Origin of the sequence: Salmonella sp. NW722, from assembly GCF_051702785.1 — a bacterium.
Lineage (GTDB): Bacteria > Pseudomonadota > Gammaproteobacteria > Enterobacterales > Enterobacteriaceae > Salmonella > Salmonella enterica.
Genome location: NZ_JAMMIN010000006.1, coordinates 66061 through 89435 on the forward strand (window position 1 = coordinate 66061; position 23375 = coordinate 89435).

Below are 23375 nucleotides of genomic sequence, written 5' to 3' on the forward strand. Positions count from 1 at the left end.
TTACCCTGCCGCCTGCATCGTCGCCCACCAGTCAGCATCGGCGTCTATTTCGCCCTGCTGATTGACGCGAGGATAAGGCAGACCTTTACGTTTAGCGACTTTCGCCAGCACCGGATAACCACCCTCAAACAGCAGGCGCTGCTGTTCATCTTCCGGCAACATGCTATTTTCACGCAGATACATGCCCGCGTTCTGACGCTGGCGCTGGGCTTCATAAAGAATGAGCGCGGAGGCGACGGAAACGTTCAGCGACTGTACCATGCCGATCATCGGAATGATGATGTCCCGATTCGCCAGGGCTAATGCTTCCTGAGTAATACCGGTTTTCTCCTGACCCATCAGAATACAGGTCGGGCGCGTGTAATCAATCTCGCGAAAGTCTACGGCTTTATCAGAAAGATGGGTTGCCAGAATCTGCATTCCCCGTCCTTTCAAATGGGCTACCGCATCGCCAATGGTACGGTGAGTTTTCACCTGTACCCAACTGTTGCTGCCCGCCGCCGCGGAAGCCATGGTGCGCATCCGGCTACCTGGCCAGATAGCATGGACTTCATGGACGCCAACGGCATCTGCGGTACGAATGATTGCAGAAACGTTATGAGGTTTGTGGACTTGCTCCATGCAGACCGTGAGATCAGGCTGACGCCTGGCGAGCATTTCGCATATACGCGCATAACGTTTTGGATTCATAGCGCTAGTTTCGGTTACGGGTGACTTTAATAACGTCTGGCATCACGCGGATTTTGCGCATGATATTCGCCAGATGTACGCGATCGCGTGCGGTAAGGCGAATAAAGGTACTATAGACGCGACCATCTTTCTCTTCAGTATTCAGGCTTTGAATATTGGAGGTGGTGGTATTAATCGCCGCCGTCAGGTTAGCCAGCGCGCCCTGATGGTTAAACATTTCCACCTTGATTTCGGTAATGAATTCCTGCTCCGTCTCTTTGTCCCATTCGACCGCCATAAATTTCTCTGGCTCTTTCTGGTATCCACGGATATTACGGCAGGATTCATGGTGGATCACCAGTCCTTTACCTGGGCTGACGTGAGCGATGATCGGGTCGCCTGGGATCGGACGACAACACTTCGCAAAGGTGATAAGCACGCCATCCGCGCCTTTAATCGGCAGGTGGCCGTGATTCGATTGCGCAACGGTCGGCACCACGGCTTCGCCTTGCTGCAGATTTTTCGCGACCACTACGCTCATCGCGTTGCCGAGACCGATTTCCGCCAGCAGATCGTCAAGCGTTGCCAGCTTCATACGATCCAATTCGCGCTGAATATTTTCCTGCGGAATTTCCGCCAGCTTACGACTACCGCCTAAGGCATGGTTAAGCAGACGACGGCCCAGGCTTACGGAGTCATCACGTTTGAGGTTTTTCAGCAACTGACGAATTTTAGCGCGCGCTTTAGAGCTGACGACAAAGTTCAGCCAGGCGGCGTTGGGACGCGCGCCCGGCGCGGTAATAATTTCGACGGTCTGACCGCTGCTAAGCGGCTGCGACAGCGGATAAGGCTGGCGGTCAACACGCGCGCCGACGCAGGCGTGGCCGATGTCGGTATGCACTGCATAGGCAAAATCCACCGGCGTAGCGCCAGCGGGCAGTTCGACAATGCGTCCTTCCGGGGTGAAAACGTAAATCTCATCCGGGAAGAGATCGGATTTTACGCTTTCGATAAATTCAAACGAACTACCGGCGCTCTGTTGTAGCTCCAGCAGGCTCTGCATCCAGCGCTGGGCGCGGATCTGCGCCGTGGTGCTGGTCTCACCGTGTTCTTTATACGCCCAGTGCGCCGCGACCCCCATTTCCGCCATCTGATCCATATCTTCGGTACGGATCTGGACTTCAACAGGAACGCCGTGCGGGCCGATCATCGAGGTGTGCAAAGACTGATAGCCGTTCGCTTTGGGAATGGCAATATAGTCTTTCACCCGTCCCGGACGCGGCTTATAGAGACTGTGCATCTGGCCGAGTACGCGATAGCAGGTATCGGAGTCATGAACGATCACGCGAAACGCGTAAATGTCCATGATCGAGTGAAAACGCTGCTCTTTGAGCACCATTTTGCAGTAGATCGAGTAAAGATGTTTTTCACGACCGCTAACGCGACACGGAATGCCCGCCTCTTGCAAACGTCCTTCGATTTCAGAGAGGATTTTTTGGATCATCTCTTTACGGTTGCCGCGCGCCGCTTTTACCACTTCTTTAATGACGCGGTAACGATTGGGATACAGCGCTTCAAAACCCAGCTCTTCCAGCTCGGTTTTAATGTGATGAATACCTAAACGGTGCGCCAGAGGACTGTAGATTTCCAGCGTTTCACGGGCAATACGACGACGTTTATCCGGGCGTAACGAGCCCAGCGTGCGCATGTTATGGGTACGGTCAGCAAGCTTAATGAGAATGACGCGGATATCCTGCACCATCGCCATAATCATTTTGCGAAAGTTTTCGGCCTGCGCCTCTTTCTTATCGCGGAACTTGAGCTTATCAAGTTTCGACACCCCCTCTACCAGCTCGGCAACGCTTTTACCGAAAAGCTGTTCCATGTCCTGATAGGTGGCGGGGGTATCTTCAATCACGTCATGCAGCAGAGCGGCCATCAGCGTTTCGTAGTCGAGTTTCATCTCGGCCAGAATACAGGCCACCGCTACCGGGTGCGTGATATAGGGTTCACCGCTTGAACGTGTCTGGCCCTCGTGAGCGTCACGTGCAACGAGATACGCCTGCCGAAGACGCTTAATCTGGTCTTCCGGCAGGTAGGTTTGAATCAGTTGATTCAGGCTTTCAAACAGATACAAGGGCGACCCGCTTTGTGATTAACGACGACCTTCAGCAATAGCGGTAACGGCTTGTAATTCAGCGGCTTCCTGCTCTTGCTGTTCCTGGCGCTCGCGGACGTCAAGGATCTGGTTGTTAATCAGACCTTCTTCGATTTCGCGCAGCGCGATAACGGTAGTTTTATCGTTTTCTTCCGGTACCAGCGGATCCTTTCCGCCTACCTGCATCTGACGAGCGCGACGCGCGGCGACCAGTACCAGGTCAAAACGGTTACCAATTTTCTCTACAGCGTCCTGAACAGTTACGCGTGCCATACTTAAAATGCTCCACAGGTGAAGAAATGACTGGGCATGATACTGAAAGTGGGTTCAGTCTGCCAACAATTTGCTGATTAAAGCGTCATGACGCTGCTTTTGGCGGCTCATACGCAGACGTTCAGCGCGAATGATGGTTTTCAAGTCGCTTAACGCGGTATCAAAGTCGTCATTCACAATAAGATAATCATATTCGGCGTAATGGCTCATTTCTGCAACCGCTTGCGCCATTCGTTTGGCAATGACTTCTTCGCTATCTTGCCCGCGGCCGCGTAAACGGCGATCCAATTCGATCTTTGACGGCGGCAAAATAAAAATGCTGCGTGCTTGCGGCATCTTTTCGCGAATTTGCTGGGCGCCCTGCCAGTCGATATCGAGAAAAACATCAACGCCGGTTGCCAGCACTTGCTCAATGGTTTCGCGCGAAGTGCCGTAGTAATTGCCAAACACTTCCGCGTGCTCCAGAAACGCCTCCCTGCCAATCATGGTTTTAAACTCATCATGATTTACAAAGAAATAGTGCTCACCGTGCACTTCACCCGGACGCGGCGCGCGCGTGGTATGTGAAACGGAAACCTGAGTGTCATACAACGGTTGGGTTTTTAATAAAGCCTGAATCAGGCTGGATTTACCCGCGCCACTGGGGGCAGAAACAATATAAAGCGTACCTTGAGCCATGAGTATCTTACGTCTGTGATTATCGAAATAGAGCCTTGATACGGGCTTATTATACACATCGCCGTTATGCGACGTAGTCTTTGTCACACTTTTTGCGCCAGATTATTGCATTTTGCGTCCCTTTTTCCGCTTTTATCGCGTCGTTGCAGCAACCCACCAAAAAATCTGGAAAGCGGCTCGGATGATGCATTTTTACCTGTCGGTTTTTATTCACTAAAGCGCTATACCTGCCGGGCAATGTGCGCAGGAGGTCGTGATGAGATTATGGAAAAGTATGGCGTGGGGAATTTTATTGTGGCATTCGCAGAGTGGGGCGCTTTGCCCGGCCTGGCCGCCAGCAAGGGCCGCTGAAGAAATCGCCCGTTTACAGCAACAGCTCGCTGACTGGAATGACATCTACTGGAAACAAGGTGTTAGCGCGGTTGACGATAGTGTGTACGACCAACTCAGCGCAAGGCTGGTTCAGTGGCAACGCTGTGTTGGTCAGGATGTTTCATCTACTCCGGTTTCACCGCCGTTAAACGGTACAACAATGCATCCTGTTGCGCATACGGGCGTACGCAAACTCGCGGACCGGCAGGCGGTAGAACAGTGGATGCGCGGGCGCAGCGAGCTTTGGGTACAGCCAAAAGTGGATGGCGTAGCGGTAACACTGGTTTATCAAAACGGTAAACTGGCCAGGGCTATCAGCCGGGGTAACGGACTACAAGGCGAGGACTGGACGCCAAAAATTCGCCTGATCCCCTCTATACCGCAGTCAACACAAGGCGCGCTTGCTAACGCGGTGTTGCAGGGCGAAATCTTTCTACAGCGCGAGGGACATATCCAGCAACGGATGGGCGGGATGAATGCGCGCTCGAAAGTCGCAGGAATGTTAATGCGCCAGGATAACGCCTCCGCGCTAAATTCGTTGGGTATTTTTATTTGGGCGTGGCCGGACGGTCCGGCAAATATGCCCGAAAGATTAAGCCAACTTGCTAAGGCTGGATTCAGTCTGACGAAGAAATATTCCCTGGTGGTAAAAGATGCCAGCGAGGTCGAGCGGGCGCGCCAATCATGGCTGACGTCAGCGTTGCCCTTTGTGACGGATGGCGTAGTGATACGCATGGCTAAAGAGCCCGCGTCACAATACTGGCGACCCGGGCAGGGCGACTGGCTGGCAGCATGGAAATATCCGCCAGTAGCGCAGGTCGCGCAAGTGAGCGCTATTCAGTTCTCGGTGGGGAAAAGCGGCAAAATTACCGTAGTAGCGTCGCTTGTCCCCGTTATATTGGATGATAAGCGGGTTCAGCGGGTCAATATCGGTTCTGTGAAACGTTGGGAAGCGTGGGATATCGCGCCGGGCGATCAGATCCTGGTGAGTCTGGCGGGGCAAGGCATTCCCCGGCTTGATGAGGTCGTCTGGCGGAGTCGTGAACGGAGTAAGCCTGTGCCGCCTGATAGCCATTTCAACTCGCTGACCTGCTTTTACGCGTCGGCAACGTGTCAGGAACAGTTTATCTCCAGACTGGTATGGCTGGGGTCACGGTCGGCGTTGGGTCTGGACGGAATGGGTGAAGCCAGCTGGCGGGCCTTGCATCAGACGCATCGCTTTGAGCATATCTTCTCCTGGCTTACCCTGACGTCAGCGCAAATAGCCAACACGCCAGGCTTTGCTAAAGGAAAAAGCGAGCAGATATGGCGGCAATTTAACCTGGCTCGCCGGCAGCCGTTTACCCGCTGGATCATGGCGATGGATATCCCCTTAACGCAGGCTGCATTACAGGCCAGCGGCGATCGTTCATGGGAGCAGTTATTAATGCGAACAGAGCAACACTGGCGGCAGTTGCCAGCGACGGGCGAGCGTCGTGCCGGGAGAGTCATCGACTGGCGGAATAATCCGCAGATCAAAACGCTGAGCAGATGGCTGGCTGCTCAGCATATTCCCGGATTTGGGTCTTAGTGCCCTTCATGGCGGTAATAAAATACCGGCAGGCCAAGTTTAAGACGTAGCGCTAATAACCTTGCTGTAAAGCCAAACAGTAGTGTAGAGATAACGACGACATCCGGATTCATGACGTAATGTTGCAGCGCAATATAGAGCACCGCCGAGGCGAACGAAATGCCGGCATATAGCTCTTTTTGAAACACCAGTGGAATGCGTTTGCAGAACATATCGCGGAGCACGCCGCCAAAGACGCCGGTAGTGACGGCGGCTACCACGGCGATAATTGGCCCTTCGCCCATATCAAGGGCTATCTGAGCGCCAATAATAGAGAAAACCACCAACCCCAGCGCGTCAAGTACCAGGAAAAGCTTGCGTAAATAGGGCATGACGGGGGCAACAATGGTGGTCAATACAGCGGCAGTCGCCACAATAATGACATATTCGGGATGCTTCACCCAACCCAGCGGATAGTGACCGAGCAGAATGTCGCGAACCGATCCTCCACCAATGGCGGTGGCGGTAGCAATAATAATTACGCCGAATGTATCCATGCGACGACGACCCGCAGCGAGTGCGCCCGTCATGGCCTCGGCAGTGATGCCAATTAAATAAAGAACGTGCAACAGCATGATTTCCCCCTAATTTACTGGGGGCGAAGATTAACGATTTGTGCGCTGTATCACGATTGAGATTTTCTAAGGCATTACACGATTAATAAATTTTAGTAATGATTTTAAATTTATGATTAATAATTATTTATTATAAATATCAATAAATTGAACATCATTTTTGTGGTTTATTGTATGCGAGGTTTTTCTGTTTTGACTTAGATAATTTAAAAGAACGGCACCCTGGACGCGCCGCCGGTGAATCATTTCATTATGGCTGCTGTGCGGTAAGTTGTGTGATGAAGCGCTGGCGCGAGCGTTCCACATACTGTTGCAAGCCATTGGAATCAAAGAAAGCCTGTGTATCGCCGTTGCGAAGTTGCTGTCGTTTCTCCAGTAGCCCGAAGCGGTCACCTTTGTTGGCAATAAAGATATCAACATGCTGGGCGGCCAGTGTCTTAAAGCTGCTCTGAATATCAGTAACCAGGTCAGGGTAATTTTTGTTGTTAATCAGCAGATAGTCAGGTGTGGCGAGACTATCTGCGTAAATTAGCGTCTTGCCGTTGCGAAGCGTTACGCGCCAGGAAGTTGAGCCGGGCAGATGTCCAGGCGTGAATAGTGCTGTCACGGTTATCCCTCCGAGGCTGATGCTTTCCTGGTTGTGGATAATTTTATCAGTGGTGACGGGCGGGAAGGGGAGCGCATCGCCAAGCGCAAAATCCTCTCGTCCACCCCTCGCCATCTGATCGGCGTTGGGTTGGCTGGCGACCAATTGTGCGCCGCTCCACGCTTTCAAACGTGCCATGCCCCCCGCTTGATCCAGCCGCGCATGGCTGTTCAACAGATAGCGCACGTCTGTGAGGCGGAATCCTGCCGCTTCAATATTCGCTTTAATTTGCGGTGCGCTTTCATCCAACCCCGCATCAATAAGAATATGCCCTGCCGGGGTGGTCAGCAGAATAGAAGAGAGATTTTCCGTGCCGACATACCACACGCCTTCAGTGATTTGAAACGGCTTCATAGGCTTAGCCCACGCTTTAAACAGTGATAACGGAGGCGCGGGTGATAACGGTTGTGAAGGATCTAATGCCGCCATGGCAGGAAGTGCTGATGTTGAAAATATACATACAAAGAATAATGCATAGCGATTCATAATGTTCTCCTGATTGAAGCGCCCGCAGTATACCTGGCAGTAATTTAGCCAGGTTCAATAAGAGAGACGTTTAATGAACTTGCTGCAAATGGATATGAACCTGTTAAAAGTACTGTATGTGCTGCTGGAGACGAGCTCTACGGGGAAAACGGCGCAAAAGCTGGCTTTGTCGCCTTCTGCGGTAAGTCATGCGTTAATGAGATTGCGCGATGCGCTAAACGATCCGTTGTTTCGACGGGAAGGGAACCGCCAGATTCCTACGCCTTATGCGCAGGCGCTGCGTGACAAATTGGCGCCTGTGTTTGTTTCGCTTAATGAGGAGCTGTTTGGCGATAAAGAGAACGGCTCCCGTTGTTTTCGGGTGGTACTTCCTCCCGCATTGAACGCGCTGCTTACGCCCGTTCTCGCAGAGAAAGGTCATCTTCATCAGGCGGTGATCGAGTGCCTTCCTTTTGCCCGCCGACCCTGGCGTGATGAACTGTTGGATAGCTCGGTTGATTTGGTGCTGGCAATTGGCGACCATCAAAAGCAGGTAAGCGCTCTGCATTACGAGCGGGTGGGGACGACGCGTTTGATCGCGGTTTATGGCGCGCCATTGCGTTCACGTCTGGAGAATGCCACAGCGTTGAATTTTGCTGATCTACAGCATTATCAACACATTTACTGTTTGCCGTGGACAAAAGAGAACAACGAACTGGACAGGCAGCAGGCTCGTGCCGGGTTTGAACGTCCGCTGGCGTTTGTTTGTCATGATTACAGTCAACTGGCGCCTGCTGTCCAGTCGGCGCCGCTAATGGCGATTGTACCGCGCCCCTGGTATGAAAATTTATCCGATAAGCGCGGTCTTTTTGTCCTGCCGCTTGCCGGGGAGCAGGCGGAAGGCGCTATTTTTATGCAGTATCGGGCTTCAACGGTAGAGTGGAAGCGGCGCCTTATCGACGCTATTCGCCGGAAATTAAAAATGTACTACCGATAAACGCGAGAGCCCGCATAAGGCGGGCTCTGTGACATATTGAGCGCCAGAATTATTCAATATTCTGGATTTGCTCGCGCATTTGCTCGATCAACACTTTTAATTCAATAGCGGAGTTAGTTACATCAGCGTTGATGGATTTGGAGGCCAGGGTGTTCGACTCACGGTTAAATTCTTGCATCATGAAGTCCAGACGGCGACCTACCGCCTCTTTTTTCTTCAGAATGTTGTAAGTCTCTTTGACGTGCGCTTCCAGACGATCCAGCTCTTCCGCCACATCAATGCGCTGCGCCATCATCACCAGCTCTTGCTCCAGACGGTTGTTTTCCAACTGGACCTGAGCATCTTCCAGCTTCGCGACCAGGCGTTCACGCTGCCATTGCAGGATTTCCGGCATATGCGCGCGGACTTTCGCTACTTCGGCGCTGACGCCTTCCAGCCGTTGTTCAATCAGCGCTTTCAGCGCCTGGCCTTCCGTTTCGCGCGCGACGATAAAGTCATCCAGCGTACCGTCCAGCGCGGCTAAAATTTCTGCGGCAATCGCGTCCAGATCCTGCTCTTGCGCCGCCATGACACCTGGCCAGCGCAAAATATCAACCGGATTGATTTCCCCTTCGTCGCTCTGCATTTTGACCCAGTTTGCGGCGCTAACTAATTGTTTCGCGAGCTTTTCATTCAGAATAAGCTCGCCTTGCGCGCTGGCATCGGGTTCAAAACGCAGCATACATTCGACTTTGCCACGCGTCAGGCGTGTACGAATGCGTTCGCGCACGACGGGTTCAAGACTACGGAACTGTTCCGGCAGACGAAAGTAAGTTTCCAGATAACGCTGGTTTACCGAGCGCATTTCCCAGGTCGCGCTACCCCATTCACCCTTGATTTCACGCCGGGCGTAGGCGGTCATACTGCGGATCATAGATGTTCCCGTTTTTAAAGGAGAGATGAGGGGATTATAGCTATCCAGGCCTTGTCAGGATAGGAATAACCATCGGAAGTCCGTATAATGCGCAGCCACATTCGTTTTAAGCCGGAGATCTCAATATGCGTCCAGCAGGCCGTAGCGCTAATCAGGTGCGTCCCGTAACCCTGACCCGTAACTATACAAAACACGCTGAAGGCTCGGTACTGGTCGAATTTGGAGATACCAAAGTGTTGTGCACCGCCTCCATTGAAGAAGGCGTCCCACGTTTTCTGAAAGGACAAGGCCAGGGGTGGATCACCGCAGAGTATGGCATGTTGCCTCGCGCTACCCATACCCGTAACGCGCGTGAAGCAGCAAAGGGTAAGCAGGGCGGTCGTACTATGGAAATTCAGCGTTTGATCGCGCGTGCGCTGCGTGCGGCGGTCGATCTGAAAACGCTCGGCGAATTTACCATTACGCTGGACTGCGATGTAATCCAGGCCGATGGCGGTACGCGTACAGCGTCTATTACCGGTGCCTGCGTGGCGTTGGCGGATGCGCTGAATAAATTGGTTGCCAACGGTAAGCTGAAAACCAATCCGATGAAAGGCATGGTGGCGGCGGTTTCCGTAGGCATCGTTAACGGCGAAGCGATCTGCGATCTGGAATATGTTGAAGATTCCGCCGCAGAAACCGACATGAACGTCGTGATGACTGAAGACGGCCGCATTATTGAAGTACAGGGTACCGCGGAAGGCGAGCCGTTCAGCCATGAAGAACTTCTCACTTTGTTGGCGCTGGCCCGAGGGGGAATTGAATCCATTGTGGCGACGCAGAAGGCGGCGTTAGAAAATTGATTTTAAGGCGACTGAAAAGTCGCCTTTTTTTTGTCCGTAAATTTCGTAAATGATGAAAGTAAGAAAAGGAGCGAATCCATGAAACCGTATCAGCGCCAGTTTATTGAGTTTGCGCTTAACAAGCAGGTACTAAAGTTTGGCGAGTTTACGCTGAAATCCGGGCGCAAAAGCCCCTATTTCTTCAACGCCGGGCTGTTTAATACCGGGCGCGACCTGGCGTTGTTAGGCCGTTTTTATGCCGAAGCGCTGGTGGATTCCGGTATTGAATTTGATCTGCTGTTTGGCCCCGCGTACAAAGGTATTCCGATCGCGACGACGACGGCGGTTGCGCTGGCGGAACATCACGATAAAGACCTGCCGTACTGCTTTAACCGCAAAGAGGCAAAAGATCATGGCGAAGGCGGGAGTCTGGTGGGCAGCGCGCTACAGGGCCGCGTGATGCTGGTGGATGACGTGATTACCGCAGGTACGGCGATTCGTGAGTCGATGGAGATTATTCAGGCGCACGGGGCTACACTGGCTGGCGTACTGATTTCGCTGGATCGTCAGGAACGTGGCCGCGGCGAGATTTCCGCGATTCAGGAAGTGGAGCGCGACTATGGCTGTAAGGTTATCTCCATCATTACGCTGAAAGACCTGATTGCCTATCTGGAAGAAAAACCTGATATGGCTGAGCATCTGGCGGCTGTGCGAGCATACCGGGAAGAATTTGGCGTGTAAGCGAATTGCCCGGTGGCGCTTTACCGGGCTTATGTTTCTGTCGCCTGGATAAGGCGTGAGCCTCTATCCAGCCAGCGTTACTGTAGCTGAGCGGCAATGAGCGGCCAGCGGGCGTCGAAATCGTCCGTTGGGCGGTATTTAAATTCGCTACGCACGAACCGTGAAAGCATACCTTCACAGAAGGCTAACAGTTGGCTTGCCAGCAGATTTTCATCCGTCGTGTAGCCTTCGCCTTCACGCATTCTTTTTTCTCGTAGCACCTGACGGAGCTGCGCTTCGATGCGTTCAAAAAGCTGATTAATGCGCCCCTGCAGGCGATCCTGTTCAAACATCAGCGCGTGCCCGGTAAGAATGCGCGTCAGGCCAGGGTTGCGTTCGCCAAAACCCAGAATCAGCAACACAATCAGGCGCAAACGCGTGCTAGTGTTTTTTTCATCTTTTAAAATCAGATTGATACGGGTAATCAGACTATCTTCGATAAACTCAATCAGGCTATCGAACATGCGGGTCTTGCTGGGAAAATGGCGGTATAGCGCCGCTTCGGAAACGCCGACCGAGGCCGCCAGTTTTGCCGTCGTGATGCGTTGGCTTCCATCGCTGGATTCAAGCATCAGCGCCAGTGACTGAAGTATTTCTTCGCGACGATTCCTTTTCGCAGTTTGTTTTTCTGCCATGTTACAAAATACCCCTGAAAATAAGCACTTGCCAGGCGAGCACCCACGCTATAACCGCAAACTCAGCGCTTGCGGCAGTATTATGACGTTATGGGGATGCGTAAAATTTACTTACGGCCAGAATGACCGAAGCCGCCCTCGCCACGTTCGGTGGCGTCAAATGCTTCCACCAGATTAAATTCGGCCTGAACGACCGGAACAAACACCATTTGCGCGATACGTTCGCCCGGTTCAATGGTAAAACTGTCCTGACCACGGTTCCAGATCGAAACCATCAGTTGCCCCTGATAATCGGAATCAATCAGCCCGACCAGGTTGCCCAGCACGATACCATGTTTATGGCCCAGGCCCGAACGCGGCAACATGACTGCCGCCAGTGATGGATCGGCGATATGAATGGCCAGTCCGGTAGGTACCAACGTCGTTGCGCCAGGCGCCAGTTCTACGGCGTCGTCGAGACAGGCGCGCAGGTCAAGCCCGGCAGAACCAGAAGTAGCATAAGTCGGTAGCGGAAACTGCTGACCAACACGCGGGTCCAGAATCTTAACGTCGATTTTTTTCATCATAACGGGTCACGATCTCGTCGAGTAATAATTGGCCCAGGAGTTCTTTCCGCTCAAGCGGTAAGACTTTATCTCCATCCTGCCAGAAAAGGTGTAAAGCGTTTTTATCGCTATTAAATCCCTGATTTGAAAGAGAAACATCATTTGCACAAATCAGGTCAAGGTTTTTACGGATACGTTTTTGCCGGGCGTATTCTTCCACATTATTCGTTTCCGCGGCAAACCCAACAACATAGGGGCGATTGTCACTGAGTGCGGCCACCCCGGCGACAATGTCCGGGTTTTTGACCATTTTTATTAGTAATTCATCACCTTGCGCCGCCTGTTTTTTGATTTTTTCACTGGCGATAGTCTCTGCGCGATAGTCAGCCACGGCGGCGCAGCTAATGAAAATGTGCTGCTGTTGAACGGCGGCCTGAACAGCGGCTTCCATGTCCAGCGCGGTTATGACATCAACCCGTTTTACAAAAGGCGGCGTCGGTAACGAAACGGGACCGGAGACCAGCGTGACATTTGCGCCGCGACGCGCGGCGGCCGCCGCAATAGCGAAGCCCATTTTACCGGAGCTGTGGTTGGAAATATAACGCACCGGGTCGAGCGGTTCGCGCGTCGGGCCTGCCGTAATCATGATATTAAGATGTCGCAGATCGTTGACGGCGGCGAAATGCGCGGCGGCCTTATCAACGATAACTAATGGGTCCAGCATTCGGCCTGGGCCTACGTCGCCGCACGCCTGACTGCCGCTATCCGGCCCCCAAATGAACAGGCCGCGAGAGGCGAGCACCTCCAGATTATGTTGCGTGGCGGCAGCGCGGTACATCTGTTGGTTCATGGCCGGAAGAACGGCCACCGGGGCTGGCGTCGCCAGGCAGATGGTGGAGACTAAATCATTAGCCATACCCGATGCTACACGGGCGATCAGGTCGGCGGTCGCGGGGGCAAGAATCACCAGGTCGGCCCATTTCCCCAACTCGATATGCCCCATCGCGGCTTCGGCGGCAGGGTCAAGCAGACTGTCGGATACGGGATAGCCCGACACTGCCTGTAAGCTCAGGGGGGTAATAAAGGCTTTTGCCGCCTCGGTCATTGCTACGCGCACGTCAGCGCCGCGCTCACGTAAACGGCGCACCAGCTCCGGCGTTTTATACGCAGCAATACCGCCGCTAACGCCGAGAACAATTTTTTTACCGGCCAGGCTCATCATGTCTTTCCTGTTGGGTGACTTTGAAAGGCGGCTATTTTATCACAATCTCTACGGCGTCGTGTCTTTGCCTGCGCTCCACTTTGCGAGGCGCTACGCAAGAACAAAATCGGGGCGTCGATCTCTCCCAAAGGCTATGCCACTATGCCGCTTCCTTAAAAAAGGAGGTGCGCGTATGGATACGTTGGACGAATTATTACCGCGTGAAAAAATGCTCAGATCCGGCATTGCTTCCCTCAGCGACGTGGAACTGCTGGCGCTTTTTTTACGTACCGGCACGCCGGGAAAAGATGTTATGACGTTGGCAAAAGAGATATTGCAGCACTTTGGGTCGCTGTATGGCCTGTTGTCGGCGGACTTTGCGCAGTTTCGCGGCGTAAACGGCATCGGCCTGGCGAAATTCGCGCAGTTGAAAGGCATTGCTGAGCTGGCAAGGCGCTATTACAGCGTGCGCATGAATGAGGAAAGTGCGTTGCTGAGTCCGGAAATGACGCGGGAATTTCTGCAAAGCCAACTGACGGGCGAAGAGCGTGAGATCTTTCTGGTGATCTTCCTCGATGCCCAGCACCGGGTGCTTCAGCACAGCCGCCTGTTTTCCGGCACGCTTAACCACGTAGAGGTGCATCCGCGTGAGATTGTTCGGGAAGCGATTAAACTCAATGCTTCAGCGGTCATTCTGGCGCATAATCACCCTTCAGGCTGCGCAGAGCCAAGTAAAGCAGATAAACTTATCACTGAGCGCGTGATAAAGTGTTGCCAGTTTATGGATATCCGGGTGCTCGATCACCTGATAATTGGGCGCGGAGAGTACGTTTCTTTTGCCGAACGCGGCTGGATTTAAGATTCTTTGCGCGATCCATCGGGATCTTTGTCTGTTCGGGACTTGAGCATATCGCCGGGTCAGCGTATACTACGCCACCTTTGAGAATCTCGGGTTTGGCATTTGGGCCTGGCAATCGAGAGTTCAATAGAACTGCGCGATGACCAGGCTGTAAAGCCTGACGAGGCGCCGATACCCCATACGAAGCTCGAGCTAATTTGATTTTTGGAGAATAGACATGTCCCGAGTCTGCCAAGTTACTGGCAAGCGTCCGGTGACCGGTAACAACCGTTCCCACGCACTGAACGCGACTAAACGCCGTTTCCTGCCTAACCTGCACTCTCACCGTTTCTGGGTTGAGAGCGAGAAGCGTTTTGTCACCCTGCGTGTATCTGCTAAAGGTATGCGTATCATCGATAAAAAAGGCATCGAAACAGTTCTGTCTGAACTGCGTGCCCGTGGCGAAAAGTACTAAGTACTAAGAGGAAATAAGTCATGGCTAAAGGTATTCGTGAGAAAATCAAGCTGGTTTCTTCTGCTGGTACTGGTCACTTCTATACCACTACGAAGAACAAACGTACTAAACCGGAAAAACTGGAACTGAAAAAATTCGATCCAGTTGTCCGTCAGCACGTGATCTACAAAGAAGCGAAAATCAAATAATTCTCGCTTTGATGTAACAAAAACCTCGCTTCGGCGGGGTTTTTTGTTTTCTGGCCGTCCCCATATTAATGAGACCTGCCACACAGCCGGAGACGTTATGCCTGAATTACCCGAAGTTGAAACCAGCCGCCGGGGTATTGAACCCCATTTAGTTGGCGCTACTATCCTGCACGCCCATATCCGTAACGGTCGTCTGCGCTGGCCGGTTTCAGACGAAATTTATCGTCTGAGCGATACACCCGTCCTTAGCGTTCAGCGTCGTGCTAAATATTTACTGCTGGAGCTGCCTGACGGCTGGATAATTATTCACCTGGGGATGTCGGGAAGCTTGCGGATACTGTCGGAAGCGCTGCCGGCGGAAAAGCACGACCATGTCGATTTGGTGATGAGCAATGGCAAAATTCTACGTTATACCGATCCTCGCCGCTTTGGCGCCTGGTTATGGACCAAAGAGCTGGAAGGGCATAACGTACTGGCGCATCTGGGACCGGAGCCGCTAAGCGATGAGTTTAATGGCGAATATTTGCGGCAGAAATGCGCGAAGAAGAAGACGGCGATTAAACCCTGGCTGATGGATAACAAGCTGGTGGTCGGCGTGGGGAATATCTACGCCAGCGAGTCGCTGTTTGCCGCTGGTATTCACCCTGACCGCCTGGCGTCGTCACTCTCGACAGAGGAGTGCGACCTGCTGGCACGGGTGATTAAAGCCGTTTTGCTGCGCTCTATTGAACAAGGCGGAACAACGCTGAAGGATTTTCTGCAAAGCGATGGGAAACCGGGCTATTTTGCGCAGGAGTTGCAGGTGTACGGGCGCAAAGGCGAGCCGTGTCGGGTATGCGGTACGCCGATAGTCGCAACGAAACACGCACAGCGTGCGACGTTCTATTGCCGTCACTGTCAGAAGTAAAACGCCAGGCCCGGCAAGGAAGGAAACTTATTTCAACTTATCCATTAGCGCCTGATGCACATTGTCCGGCAGAAAGTGGGTCACGTCGCCCTGATGGCGCGCCACTTCTTTGACCAGCGACGATGAAATAAACGACCACTCTTTGGACGGCATCAGGAAAACGCTTTCCAGTTGCGGCATCAGATGGCGATTCATATGCGCCAACTGCATTTCATATTCAAAATCCGCCACCGCGCGCAGACCACGAATCAGGATATTCGCCTGTCTGTCGCGGGCGAAATTGGCCATCAGGTCGCTAAAGCCCACCACCTCTACGTTACCCAGGTGTGCGGTCGCTTTTTGCGCCAGCGCCACACGTTCGTCCAGGGTGAACATGGGTTTCTTACCGGGGCTGGCGGCGATGGCCAGAATGACATGGTCGAACATCTGCGTTGCGCGCGTCACAATATCGAGATGACCGTTAGTAATCGGATCAAACGTGCCTGGATAAATCGCCCGTTTTTGCATGACAGTCCTCAATGCGTTTTCGGTGGCAGATAAGGTTCCAGCAGTTGCAGCAGACGCTGGAGCGCGCCCTGATTTTGATACAGCACTTCAACTGCGTGACGTCCGTAGAAATTACGATAATCAGCGTCGGTCAGTAAAGAGGAAACTTCTTTTGCCAGCGTAGCCGCATCGGTAATCGTGATAAGTCCGCTCGCCTGATCCAGACGGGCGCAAATATCTTTAAAGTTAAAGGTATGCGGACCCATCAGTACCGGAATCGCATGAGCGGCGGCCTCCAGCGGGTTATGACCGCCGCGTTCAACCAGCGAACCACCAACAAAGGCGAGATCGGCAATGCCATAGAGCAACATTAATTCGCCCATAGTATCGCCTACCACGACCTGGGTGCTGGCGGACGGCACTTCGCCCGAAGAGCGAGTGATGTAGCTTAACCCTGCCTGACGCACAAGATTGATAGCATCCGGGAAACGCTCCGGATGGCGGGGCACCAGAATCAGTAATAAATTCGGGAATTGATGTAATAACGCCTGGTGAGCGGCGATAACGATACTCTCTTCGCCATCGTGGGTGCTGGTGGCAATCCAGACCGGACGGTGCGGCGCCCACTGGCGGCGTAGCGTAACGGCTTTAGCCGCCAGCTGCGGCGTAACTGAAATATCAAATTTCAGACTGCCGGTGACCGTGACCTGATTGTTCTTCGCGCCCAATGCCACAAAGCGTTCGCCATCTTCTTCGTTTTGCGCGGCAATCAGGGTGATACGGCGCAGGAGCGTACGGACAAACTTGCCAAGCTTCGCATAACCCGCGGCGGAGCGGGCGGAAAGCCGCGCATTAGCGATAACCAGCGGAATATGACGTTTGTGCAGCGCAGCAATCAGATTTGGCCAGAGCTCAGTCTCCATGATCAATACCAGCTTAGGATCAATCTCATTGAGGAAACGATTGAGCGCATCGGGCAAATCATAAGGCAAGTAAACGTGCTGAACATCGTTGCCAAAGGCGGACTGGACGCGCTCCGAGCCGGTCGGCGTCATGGTCGTTACGGTAATAGGCAGATCGGGATAGCGATGACGTAGAGCGCGGACCAATGGGATGGCCGCCAGAGTTTCGCCCACCGAGACGGAATGCAGCATGATTCCGCCCGGTTTCAACGGACGGCGGTAGAATCCGTAGCGTTCACCCCAGCGCTTACGATAGGCCGGCGCTTTACGTCCACGCACCCAAAGCCGTATCCAGATCAGAGGCTGAATAAGGTAGAGAAGAGCGGTGTAAAGCAATTCGAGCATAGTAAATAGCTGACTTATGGATGTGCTGGGGATTCTATGTATTTAGCCTGGGCTTTACCATTACTTTTCCCATTTTTGCGCCAAATTGGCTCAGAAGCGAGGATTCCAGGCGCTGAACCTCATTATTTTTGCATTTTTACGCAATCCATTGAAATTTGCCGCCCTTGTCGCCCCAGACAATGGGAATGACCATTCACAAGAGAGGGATAAATTATTATCTCTTTGAATTTATAATTAAAAAAATGATTGTGTATAAAAATTATTCGTATCGGATTGCTGCGAAAGAAGTGTTACACTAGCGCATCTAAAATGAGTGCGGTATTAGCCATCGGGTTGCTGTGAAGCCTGGGGCGGTAGCGTGCTTTTTTCTGCTTATTTATCCGGACAATTTCAACCAAAGAGTCGCTTGTGGAAAAGCCATTTCGAAGAATTCTGATTATAAAAATGCGTTTTCATGGAGACATGTTACTTACCACCCCTGTCATCAGTACGCTGAAGCAGAATTATCCCGATGCAAAAATCGATGTGCTTCTTTACCAGAACACCATACCGATATTGTCGGAAAATCCGGAGATTAATGCACTCTACGGCATCAGTAACAAAGGCGCAGGAACAAAAGAGAAGATCAAAAACGCGCTATCGTTAATCAAAAAATTGCGTGCTAACTCGTATGATCTGGTCGTCAATCTCACCGACCAGTGGAGCGTGGCGCTTATTGTGCGTTTTTTAAACGCAAAAATAAAAATCTCGCAGGATTTCGGTAATCGTCAGTCTGCTTTATGGAAAAAAAGCTTTACGCATTTAGTACCTTATGCGGGAGAACATGCTGTTGAGCGCACATTATCCGCGCTAAAGCCGTTAGCGCTAAAACAGTATGTCACGGAAACCACCATGAGCTATCGCCCGGAACATTGGGAAAACATGCGACAACAGCTCAAACAACTTGGTGTGACCCGACAATATGTTGTTATTCAGCCTACGGCACGGCAGCTATTTAAGTGCTGGGATAATGATAAATTCTCTCAGGTTATTGATGCCGTGCAGCGCCGCGGTTATCAAGTTGTACTGACGTCAGGCCCGGCCGCAGACGAGATGGCCTGCGTGGATGCTATTGCACGCGGCTGTGAGACAAAACCGGTTACTGGTCTGGCGGGTAAAACTCGCTTTCCTGAATTGGGCGCGTTGATTGACCATGCGGATCTCTTTATCGGCGTTGATTCGGCCCCTGGTCATATTGCCGCAGCAGTCAAAACGCCGGTCATTTGCCTTTTCGGCGCGACGGATCATGTGTTCTGGCGTCCCTGGACCGACGACATCATTCAGTTTTGGGCAGGAAATTATCAGCCGATGCCTGAACGGCATGAGCTTGATCGTAATAAAAAATACCTTTCCGTGATTCCGGCTGAAGATGTTATCGCCGCGACGGAAAAAATGCTGCCGCATGAGGCACGCACCATAGATTTGGACAGCCTGCTATGAGAGTTGCCTTTTGCTTATATAAGTATTTTCCTTTTGGCGGTCTGCAGCGTGATTTTATGCGCATTGCCCAAACCGTGGCGGCGCGAGGTCATCAGGTTCGTGTTTATACTCAGTCATGGGAAGGGGAATGCCCGGATAACTTTGAATTAATCCGCGTGCCGGTTAAATCCCGGACGAACCACGGTCGTAACGCAGAATATTATGCCTGGGTGCAACACCATTTGCGCGACCACCCTGTCGATCGGGTGGTTGGATTCAATAAGATGCCTGGCCTTGATGTGTATTACGCCGCAGACGTGTGTTATGCCGAAAAAGTCGCACAGGAAAAAGGTTTTTTCTATCGCCTGACATCACGCTATCGGCATTATGCTGCTTTTGAACGCGCCACGTTTGAACACGGCAAGCCGACGCAACTATTAATGCTGACGAATAAGCAGATTGCTGACTTCCAAAAACATTATCAGACTGAAGCGGAGCGTTTCCATATCCTTCCTCCGGGGATTTACCCGGACAGAAAATATAGCCAACAGATCCCAAACAGTCGTCAAATTTATCGTCAGAAAAATGGTATCTCAGAACAGCAAAAATTACTGTTGCAAGTAGGGTCTGACTTCACCCGTAAAGGTGTGGATCGCTCTATTGAAGCGCTGGCATCGCTACCCGAATCTTTACGGCAAAATACGGTGCTCTATGTTGTCGGGCAGGATAAGCCGAAGAAGTTTGCAGCACTGGCTGAAAGAAGCGGCGTCGGCACGAATGTGCATTTTTTCTCCGGACGTAATGATATCGCGGAGTTAATGGCGGCAGCCGACCTTTTACTGCACCCAGCCTATCAGGAAGCTGCTGGTATTGTTTTGCTGGAAGCCATTACTGCTGGTTTGCCGGTGCTGACAACCGCGGTGTGCGGTTATGCACATTATATTGTGGATGCAAACTGTGGCGAAGCGATGACTGAACCATTCCGCCAGGATGCGTTAAATGAGGTTTTACTCAAAGCGCTGACACAGCCTTCCTTACGCAACGCCTGGGCTGAAAATGCGCGGTATTATGCTGATACCCAGGATTTATACAGCTTACCGGAGAAGGCCGCAGATATTATTACAGGTGATTTAGATGGTTGAGCTGAAAGCGCCGTTAACCACACTATGGCGCGGTAAAGATGCTTTTGAGGAAGTGAAAACGTTACAGGGCGAAGTGTTCAGAGAGCTGGAGACGCGTCGAACATTGCGGTTTGAGCTGGACGGTAAAAGCTACTTCCTGAAGTGGCATAAAGGCACTTCGCTGAAAGAAATTGTGAAGAACCTGATTTCGTTACGTATGCCTGTTCTGGGCGCTGACAGAGAATGGCACGCTATTCATCGTCTACATGAGCTGGGCGTTGATACGATGCACGGCGTTGGTTTTGGTGAAAAAGGCGTAAATCCGCTAACCAGAACATCATTTATTATCACCGAAGATTTAACGCCCACGATTAGCCTTGAAGACTACTGTGCTGACTGGGCTGTTAATCCACCGGACGCGCAGGTGAAGTGGATGATCATTAAGCGTGTTGCGACTATGGTACGTAAAATGCACGCCGGGGGAATTAACCATCGCGACTGTTATATTTGCCACTTTCTTCTGCATTTACCTTTCACTGGTCGCGAAGAGGATTTAAAAATCTCCGTAATCGACCTGCATCGCGCGCAGATACGCCAGCACGTTCCCCTTCGCTGGCGTGACAAAGATTTAATTGGGCTTTATTTTTCTTCAATGAATATTGGCCTGACTCAGCGAGATATATTCCGGTTTATGCGTGAGTATTTCTCTCTCCCCCTGCGAGAGATTTTGCAAAAAGAATCGGGGTTGATTCATCAGGCAGATGTTAAAGCCGCTCGAATTAAAGAAAGAACAATAAGAAAAAATCTGTAATTATAATAATTATGCACTCAGTGAGTAATTTATGAGTGAGACAAGGATAGACAGAATGTCTGACATTAAAAGTTATATTTCAAACCAAAAAAACATAATTCAACATGATGATTTTTTTGGAAGAAGACTGGACATTGCTCTTTGCTTTGATCATAGTTTTATAATGCCAGCAGGTGTGGCAATATATTCCATTATCGAAAATAATAAAGATATTGAATACGCCTTAAAGCCAAAAGAGAGATGTCAGGTAAAAATTACTCTATAGGGTTATATTACTATTTTTGCTATTTAATATCTAAAGTCTTTAGATTAAGGTTTTAACTCTGGAGTATATATGAAAATAGCTTTTATTGGCGAAGCAGTATCCGGTTTTGGAGGGATGGAAACCGTTATTAGCAACGTTATCCATACGTTTGAAAATAGCTCTCCGAAAATCAACTGTGGAATGTTTTTCTTTTGTCGTAATGACAAAATGGATAAAGCATGGCTAAAAGAGATTAAATATGCGCAATCATTCTCAAATATAAAATTAAGTTTTCTTCGTCGAGCTAAGCATGTTTATAATTTTAGTCAGTGGCTGAAAGAAACGTCACCGGATATTGTGATATGTATTGATGTCATCTCATGTCTTTATGCCAATAAAGCACGAAAGAAAAGTGGTAAACAGTTTATTATTTTCTCGTGGCCACATTTTTCGCTCGACCATAAAAAACATGCAGAATGTATAACGTACGCGGGTTATCATCTGGCCATCAGTAGTGGTATTAAAGAACAGATGATGGCACGGGGTATCTCAGCGCAAGATATTAGCGTCGTTTATAATCCTGTCTCTATTAAAACAATCATTGTGCCGCCGCCTGAGCGCGATAAACCTGCTGTATTTCTCTATGTAGGGCGTCTTAAATTTGAAGGGCAGAAAAGAGTTAAAGATTTATTTGATGGCTTAGCTCGTACGACAGGGGAATGGCAGCTACATATTATTGGTGATGGCTCAGATTTTGAAAAGTGCCAGTCCTATAGTCGGGAGCTTGGTATTGAGCAGCGTGTGATCTGGTATGGTTGGCAAAGCGCGCCGTGGCAAGTTGTACAGCAAAAAATAAAAAATGTCACCGCGTTACTACTTACCTCTGCATTTGAGGGATTCCCTATGACCCTGCTGGAAGCAATGTCATATGGAATTCCGTGTATTAGTTCTGATTGTATGTCTGGTCCGCGCGATATGATTAAACCCGGTTTGAATGGTGAGCTTTATACCCCGGGGGCTATAGATGATTTTGTAGGACACCTTAATCGTGTTATTTCTGGTGAAGTAAAATATCAGCATGATATTATTCCCGGCACGATTGAGAGATTTTACGATGTGCTATATTTTAAAAATTTTAATAATGCGATATTCTCGAAATTACAAAAGTGATCACTATGAGCAGAAAATATTTTGAAGAAGAAGTCATTCAACAGACTTTAGATTATAACTATGCACAACATAGTGATGCTGATAAATTTAATATAGCTTATGGGATTGATAAAAACTTTCTTTTTGGCTGTGGTGTCTCTATTGCATCGGTTCTCCTCGCTAACCCAGAGAAGACGTTAGCTTTCCATGTTTTTACCGATTTCTTTGACTCTGAAGACCAGCAGCGATTTGAGGCATTAGCAAAACAGTACGCTACGCAGATTGTTGTTTACCTAATCGACTGTGAGCGCTTAAAATCGCTACCCAGTACCAAAAACTGGACCTATGCAACATACTTTAGATTCATTATCGCCGATTATTTTTCAGATAAAACAGATAGAGTACTTTATCTGGATGCAGATATTGCATGTAAGGGGAGTATTCAGGAACTTATTGATCTTAATTTTGCTGAAAATGAGATTGCAGCTGTCGTTGCTGAAGGCGAGTTGGAATGGTGGACTAAGCGCTCGGTTAGCCTGGCAACGCCTGGGCTGGTTTCTGGCTATTTTAATGCCGGTTTTATTTTAATTAACATACCTCTTTGGACCGCAGAAAATATCTCTAAGAAAGCGATTGAAATGCTAAAAGATCCGGAGGTAGTACAGCGCATAACGCACCTTGATCAGGATGTATTAAATATATTGTTAGTGAATAAAGCGCGTTTTGTTGATAAAAAATTTAATACACAATTTAGTCTTAACTATGAATTAAAAGATTCAGTTATTAATCCAGTCGATGCTGAGACTGTATTTGTTCATTATATCGGACCAACGAAGCCCTGGCATAGTTGGGGGGCTTACCCCGTGTCACAATATTTTTTACAGGCTAAGAGCAACTCACCATGGTCTCATTGTGCACTTTTAAATCCAGTCACTAGCCATCAGTTACGTTATGCGGCAAAGCATATGTTTAATCAGAAGCATTATACTTCGGGTATAAATTATTATATAGCCTACTTTAAACGTAAACTTCTTGAATAAAACCCATAGGTGAT

Annotated in this window: 25 protein-coding genes and 1 pseudogene; 14 read left to right on the forward strand and 12 right to left on the reverse strand. The window is 50.4% G+C overall.

Annotated elements, in window-relative coordinates; genetic code table 11:
• From trmH to gmk, 4 genes are read right to left on the reverse strand one after another with little or no spacing between them, the layout of a single operon-like run.
• Positions 1-690 carry a tRNA (guanosine(18)-2'-O)-methyltransferase TrmH gene (trmH, locus tag NA330_RS15850; protein ID WP_023242058.1) on the reverse strand — a complete coding sequence of 230 codons (690 nt, stop codon included), beginning with the start codon at positions 688-690 and terminating at the stop codon, positions 1-3.
• Positions 691-694: 4 nt separating this feature from the next.
• Entirely contained in the window at positions 695-2806 is a 2112-nt protein-coding gene (gene spoT, locus NA330_RS15855) for a bifunctional GTP diphosphokinase/guanosine-3',5'-bis pyrophosphate 3'-pyrophosphohydrolase (protein ID WP_000280481.1), read from the reverse strand.
• 18 nt (positions 2807-2824) lie between these two features.
• Positions 2825-3100 carry a DNA-directed RNA polymerase subunit omega gene (gene rpoZ / locus NA330_RS15860; protein WP_000135058.1) on the reverse strand — a complete coding sequence of 92 codons (276 nt, stop codon included), beginning with the start codon at positions 3098-3100 and terminating at the stop codon, positions 2825-2827.
• Positions 3101-3154: 54 nt separating this feature from the next.
• Positions 3155-3778: a guanylate kinase gene (gene gmk, locus NA330_RS15865; RefSeq protein ID WP_000046966.1), complete on the reverse strand. Its 624-nt coding sequence runs from the start codon at positions 3776-3778 to the stop codon at positions 3155-3157.
• A gap of 256 nt (positions 3779-4034) precedes the next feature.
• Between gmk and ligB the strand changes: the two genes are divergently transcribed.
• A complete protein-coding gene (gene ligB / locus NA330_RS15870) occupies positions 4035-5720 on the forward strand; it encodes an NAD-dependent DNA ligase LigB (RefSeq protein WP_023242057.1) in 1686 nt (561 codons plus the stop codon).
• Here the strand turns inward: ligB and NA330_RS15875 are convergent.
• Positions 5717-6334 carry a trimeric intracellular cation channel family protein gene (locus NA330_RS15875; protein WP_000924334.1) on the reverse strand — a complete coding sequence of 206 codons (618 nt, stop codon included), beginning with the start codon at positions 6332-6334 and terminating at the stop codon, positions 5717-5719. The genes ligB and NA330_RS15875 overlap by 4 nt on opposite strands.
• Before the next feature lie 250 nt (positions 6335-6584).
• A complete protein-coding gene (locus NA330_RS15880; RefSeq protein ID WP_001082971.1) occupies positions 6585-7466 on the reverse strand; it encodes an HARLDQ motif MBL-fold protein in 882 nt (293 codons plus the stop codon).
• A gap of 73 nt (positions 7467-7539) precedes the next feature.
• Here NA330_RS15880 and NA330_RS15885 point away from each other — a divergent pair, with 73 nt between their 5' ends.
• On the forward strand, positions 7540-8442 hold the full coding sequence (locus NA330_RS15885) for a LysR family transcriptional regulator (RefSeq protein WP_023242056.1): 903 nt from the start codon (positions 7540-7542) through the stop codon (positions 8440-8442).
• 49 nt (positions 8443-8491) lie between these two features.
• Here the strand turns inward: NA330_RS15885 and NA330_RS15890 are convergent, their stop codons facing one another.
• Positions 8492-9355 (reverse strand): YicC/YloC family endoribonuclease, encoded by an 864-nt coding sequence (locus NA330_RS15890; RefSeq protein ID WP_000621352.1) that lies wholly within the window; start codon positions 9353-9355, stop codon positions 8492-8494.
• Positions 9356-9480: 125 nt separating this feature from the next.
• On the opposite strand from NA330_RS15890, the gene rph reads away from it, so the two are divergent.
• Both rph and pyrE read left to right on the forward strand, forming a co-directional pair.
• On the forward strand, positions 9481-10197 hold the full coding sequence (gene rph / locus NA330_RS15895; protein ID WP_001247078.1) for a ribonuclease PH: 717 nt from the start codon (positions 9481-9483) through the stop codon (positions 10195-10197).
• A gap of 78 nt (positions 10198-10275) precedes the next feature.
• Positions 10276-10917 (forward strand): orotate phosphoribosyltransferase, encoded by a 642-nt coding sequence (gene pyrE, locus NA330_RS15900; protein ID WP_000806167.1) that lies wholly within the window; start codon positions 10276-10278, stop codon positions 10915-10917.
• Between the two features lie 77 nt (positions 10918-10994).
• Here the strand turns inward: pyrE and slmA are convergent, their stop codons facing one another.
• The 3 genes from slmA to coaBC form a co-directional block, all read right to left on the reverse strand.
• Positions 10995-11591 (reverse strand): nucleoid occlusion factor SlmA, encoded by a 597-nt coding sequence (gene slmA, locus NA330_RS15905; protein WP_000818607.1) that lies wholly within the window; start codon positions 11589-11591, stop codon positions 10995-10997.
• 107 nt (positions 11592-11698) lie between these two features.
• A complete protein-coding gene (gene dut / locus NA330_RS15910; protein ID WP_000976078.1) occupies positions 11699-12157 on the reverse strand; it encodes a dUTP diphosphatase in 459 nt (152 codons plus the stop codon).
• Positions 12135-13355: a bifunctional phosphopantothenoylcysteine decarboxylase/phosphopantothenate--cysteine ligase CoaBC gene (coaBC, locus tag NA330_RS15915; RefSeq protein WP_000050176.1), complete on the reverse strand. Its 1221-nt coding sequence runs from the start codon at positions 13353-13355 to the stop codon at positions 12135-12137. Before coaBC ends, dut begins: the two co-directional genes overlap by 23 nt.
• 175 nt (positions 13356-13530) lie before the next feature.
• Here coaBC and radC point away from each other — a divergent pair, with 175 nt between their 5' ends.
• The 4 genes from radC (at position 13531) to mutM (ending at position 15745) form a co-directional block, all read left to right on the forward strand.
• On the forward strand, positions 13531-14196 hold the full coding sequence (gene radC / locus NA330_RS15920; RefSeq protein WP_000380129.1) for a RadC family protein: 666 nt from the start codon (positions 13531-13533) through the stop codon (positions 14194-14196).
• A 217-nt stretch (positions 14197-14413) separates the two neighbouring features.
• Positions 14414-14650 (forward strand): 50S ribosomal protein L28, encoded by a 237-nt coding sequence (gene rpmB, locus NA330_RS15925; protein ID WP_001519051.1) that lies wholly within the window; start codon positions 14414-14416, stop codon positions 14648-14650.
• Between the two features lie 20 nt (positions 14651-14670).
• Complete coding sequence (gene rpmG / locus NA330_RS15930) at positions 14671-14838, forward strand: 50S ribosomal protein L33 (RefSeq protein WP_001051798.1); 168 nt, start codon at positions 14671-14673, stop codon at positions 14836-14838.
• Between the two features lie 97 nt (positions 14839-14935).
• Entirely contained in the window at positions 14936-15745 is an 810-nt protein-coding gene (gene mutM / locus NA330_RS15935; protein ID WP_001114516.1) for a bifunctional DNA-formamidopyrimidine glycosylase/DNA-(apurinic or apyrimidinic site) lyase, read from the forward strand.
• Positions 15746-15772: 27 nt separating this feature from the next.
• On the opposite strand, the gene coaD is transcribed toward mutM, so the two are convergent.
• Positions 15773-16252, reverse strand: coding sequence for a pantetheine-phosphate adenylyltransferase (gene coaD / locus NA330_RS15940; protein ID WP_001171884.1), 480 nt, complete (start codon positions 16250-16252; stop codon positions 15773-15775).
• A gap of 8 nt (positions 16253-16260) precedes the next feature.
• Entirely contained in the window at positions 16261-17538 is a 1278-nt protein-coding gene (gene waaA / locus NA330_RS15945; protein WP_000891580.1) for a lipid IV(A) 3-deoxy-D-manno-octulosonic acid transferase, read from the reverse strand.
• A 408-nt stretch (positions 17539-17946) separates the two neighbouring features.
• On the opposite strand from waaA, the gene rfaQ reads away from it, so the two are divergent.
• The 6 genes and pseudogenes from rfaQ to waaO all read left to right on the forward strand — a co-directional run bounded on the left by rfaQ (position 17947) and on the right by waaO (position 23361).
• Positions 17947-19017 carry a lipopolysaccharide core heptosyltransferase RfaQ gene (gene rfaQ, locus NA330_RS15950; RefSeq protein ID WP_001526672.1) on the forward strand — a complete coding sequence of 357 codons (1071 nt, stop codon included), beginning with the start codon at positions 17947-17949 and terminating at the stop codon, positions 19015-19017.
• Complete coding sequence (locus NA330_RS15955) at positions 19014-20138, forward strand: glycosyltransferase family 4 protein (protein ID WP_001261577.1); 1125 nt, start codon at positions 19014-19016, stop codon at positions 20136-20138. Before rfaQ ends, NA330_RS15955 begins: the two co-directional genes overlap by 4 nt.
• Positions 20131-20928: a lipopolysaccharide core heptose(I) kinase RfaP gene (rfaP, locus tag NA330_RS15960; protein WP_000229825.1), complete on the forward strand. Its 798-nt coding sequence runs from the start codon at positions 20131-20133 to the stop codon at positions 20926-20928. Before NA330_RS15955 ends, rfaP begins: the two co-directional genes overlap by 8 nt.
• Before the next feature lie 55 nt (positions 20929-20983).
• Positions 20984-21145, forward strand: a pseudogene (locus NA330_RS15965) (glycosyltransferase family 8 protein); the annotation flags it as partial.
• 117 nt (positions 21146-21262) lie between these two features.
• Positions 21263-22342 (forward strand): lipopolysaccharide 1,6-galactosyltransferase, encoded by a 1080-nt coding sequence (waaB, locus tag NA330_RS15970; RefSeq protein ID WP_023242054.1) that lies wholly within the window; start codon positions 21263-21265, stop codon positions 22340-22342.
• A gap of 5 nt (positions 22343-22347) precedes the next feature.
• On the forward strand, positions 22348-23361 hold the full coding sequence (gene waaO, locus NA330_RS15975; RefSeq protein ID WP_000088489.1) for a lipopolysaccharide 3-alpha-galactosyltransferase: 1014 nt from the start codon (positions 22348-22350) through the stop codon (positions 23359-23361).
• The last annotated feature ends 14 nt before the right edge of the window (positions 23362-23375 follow it).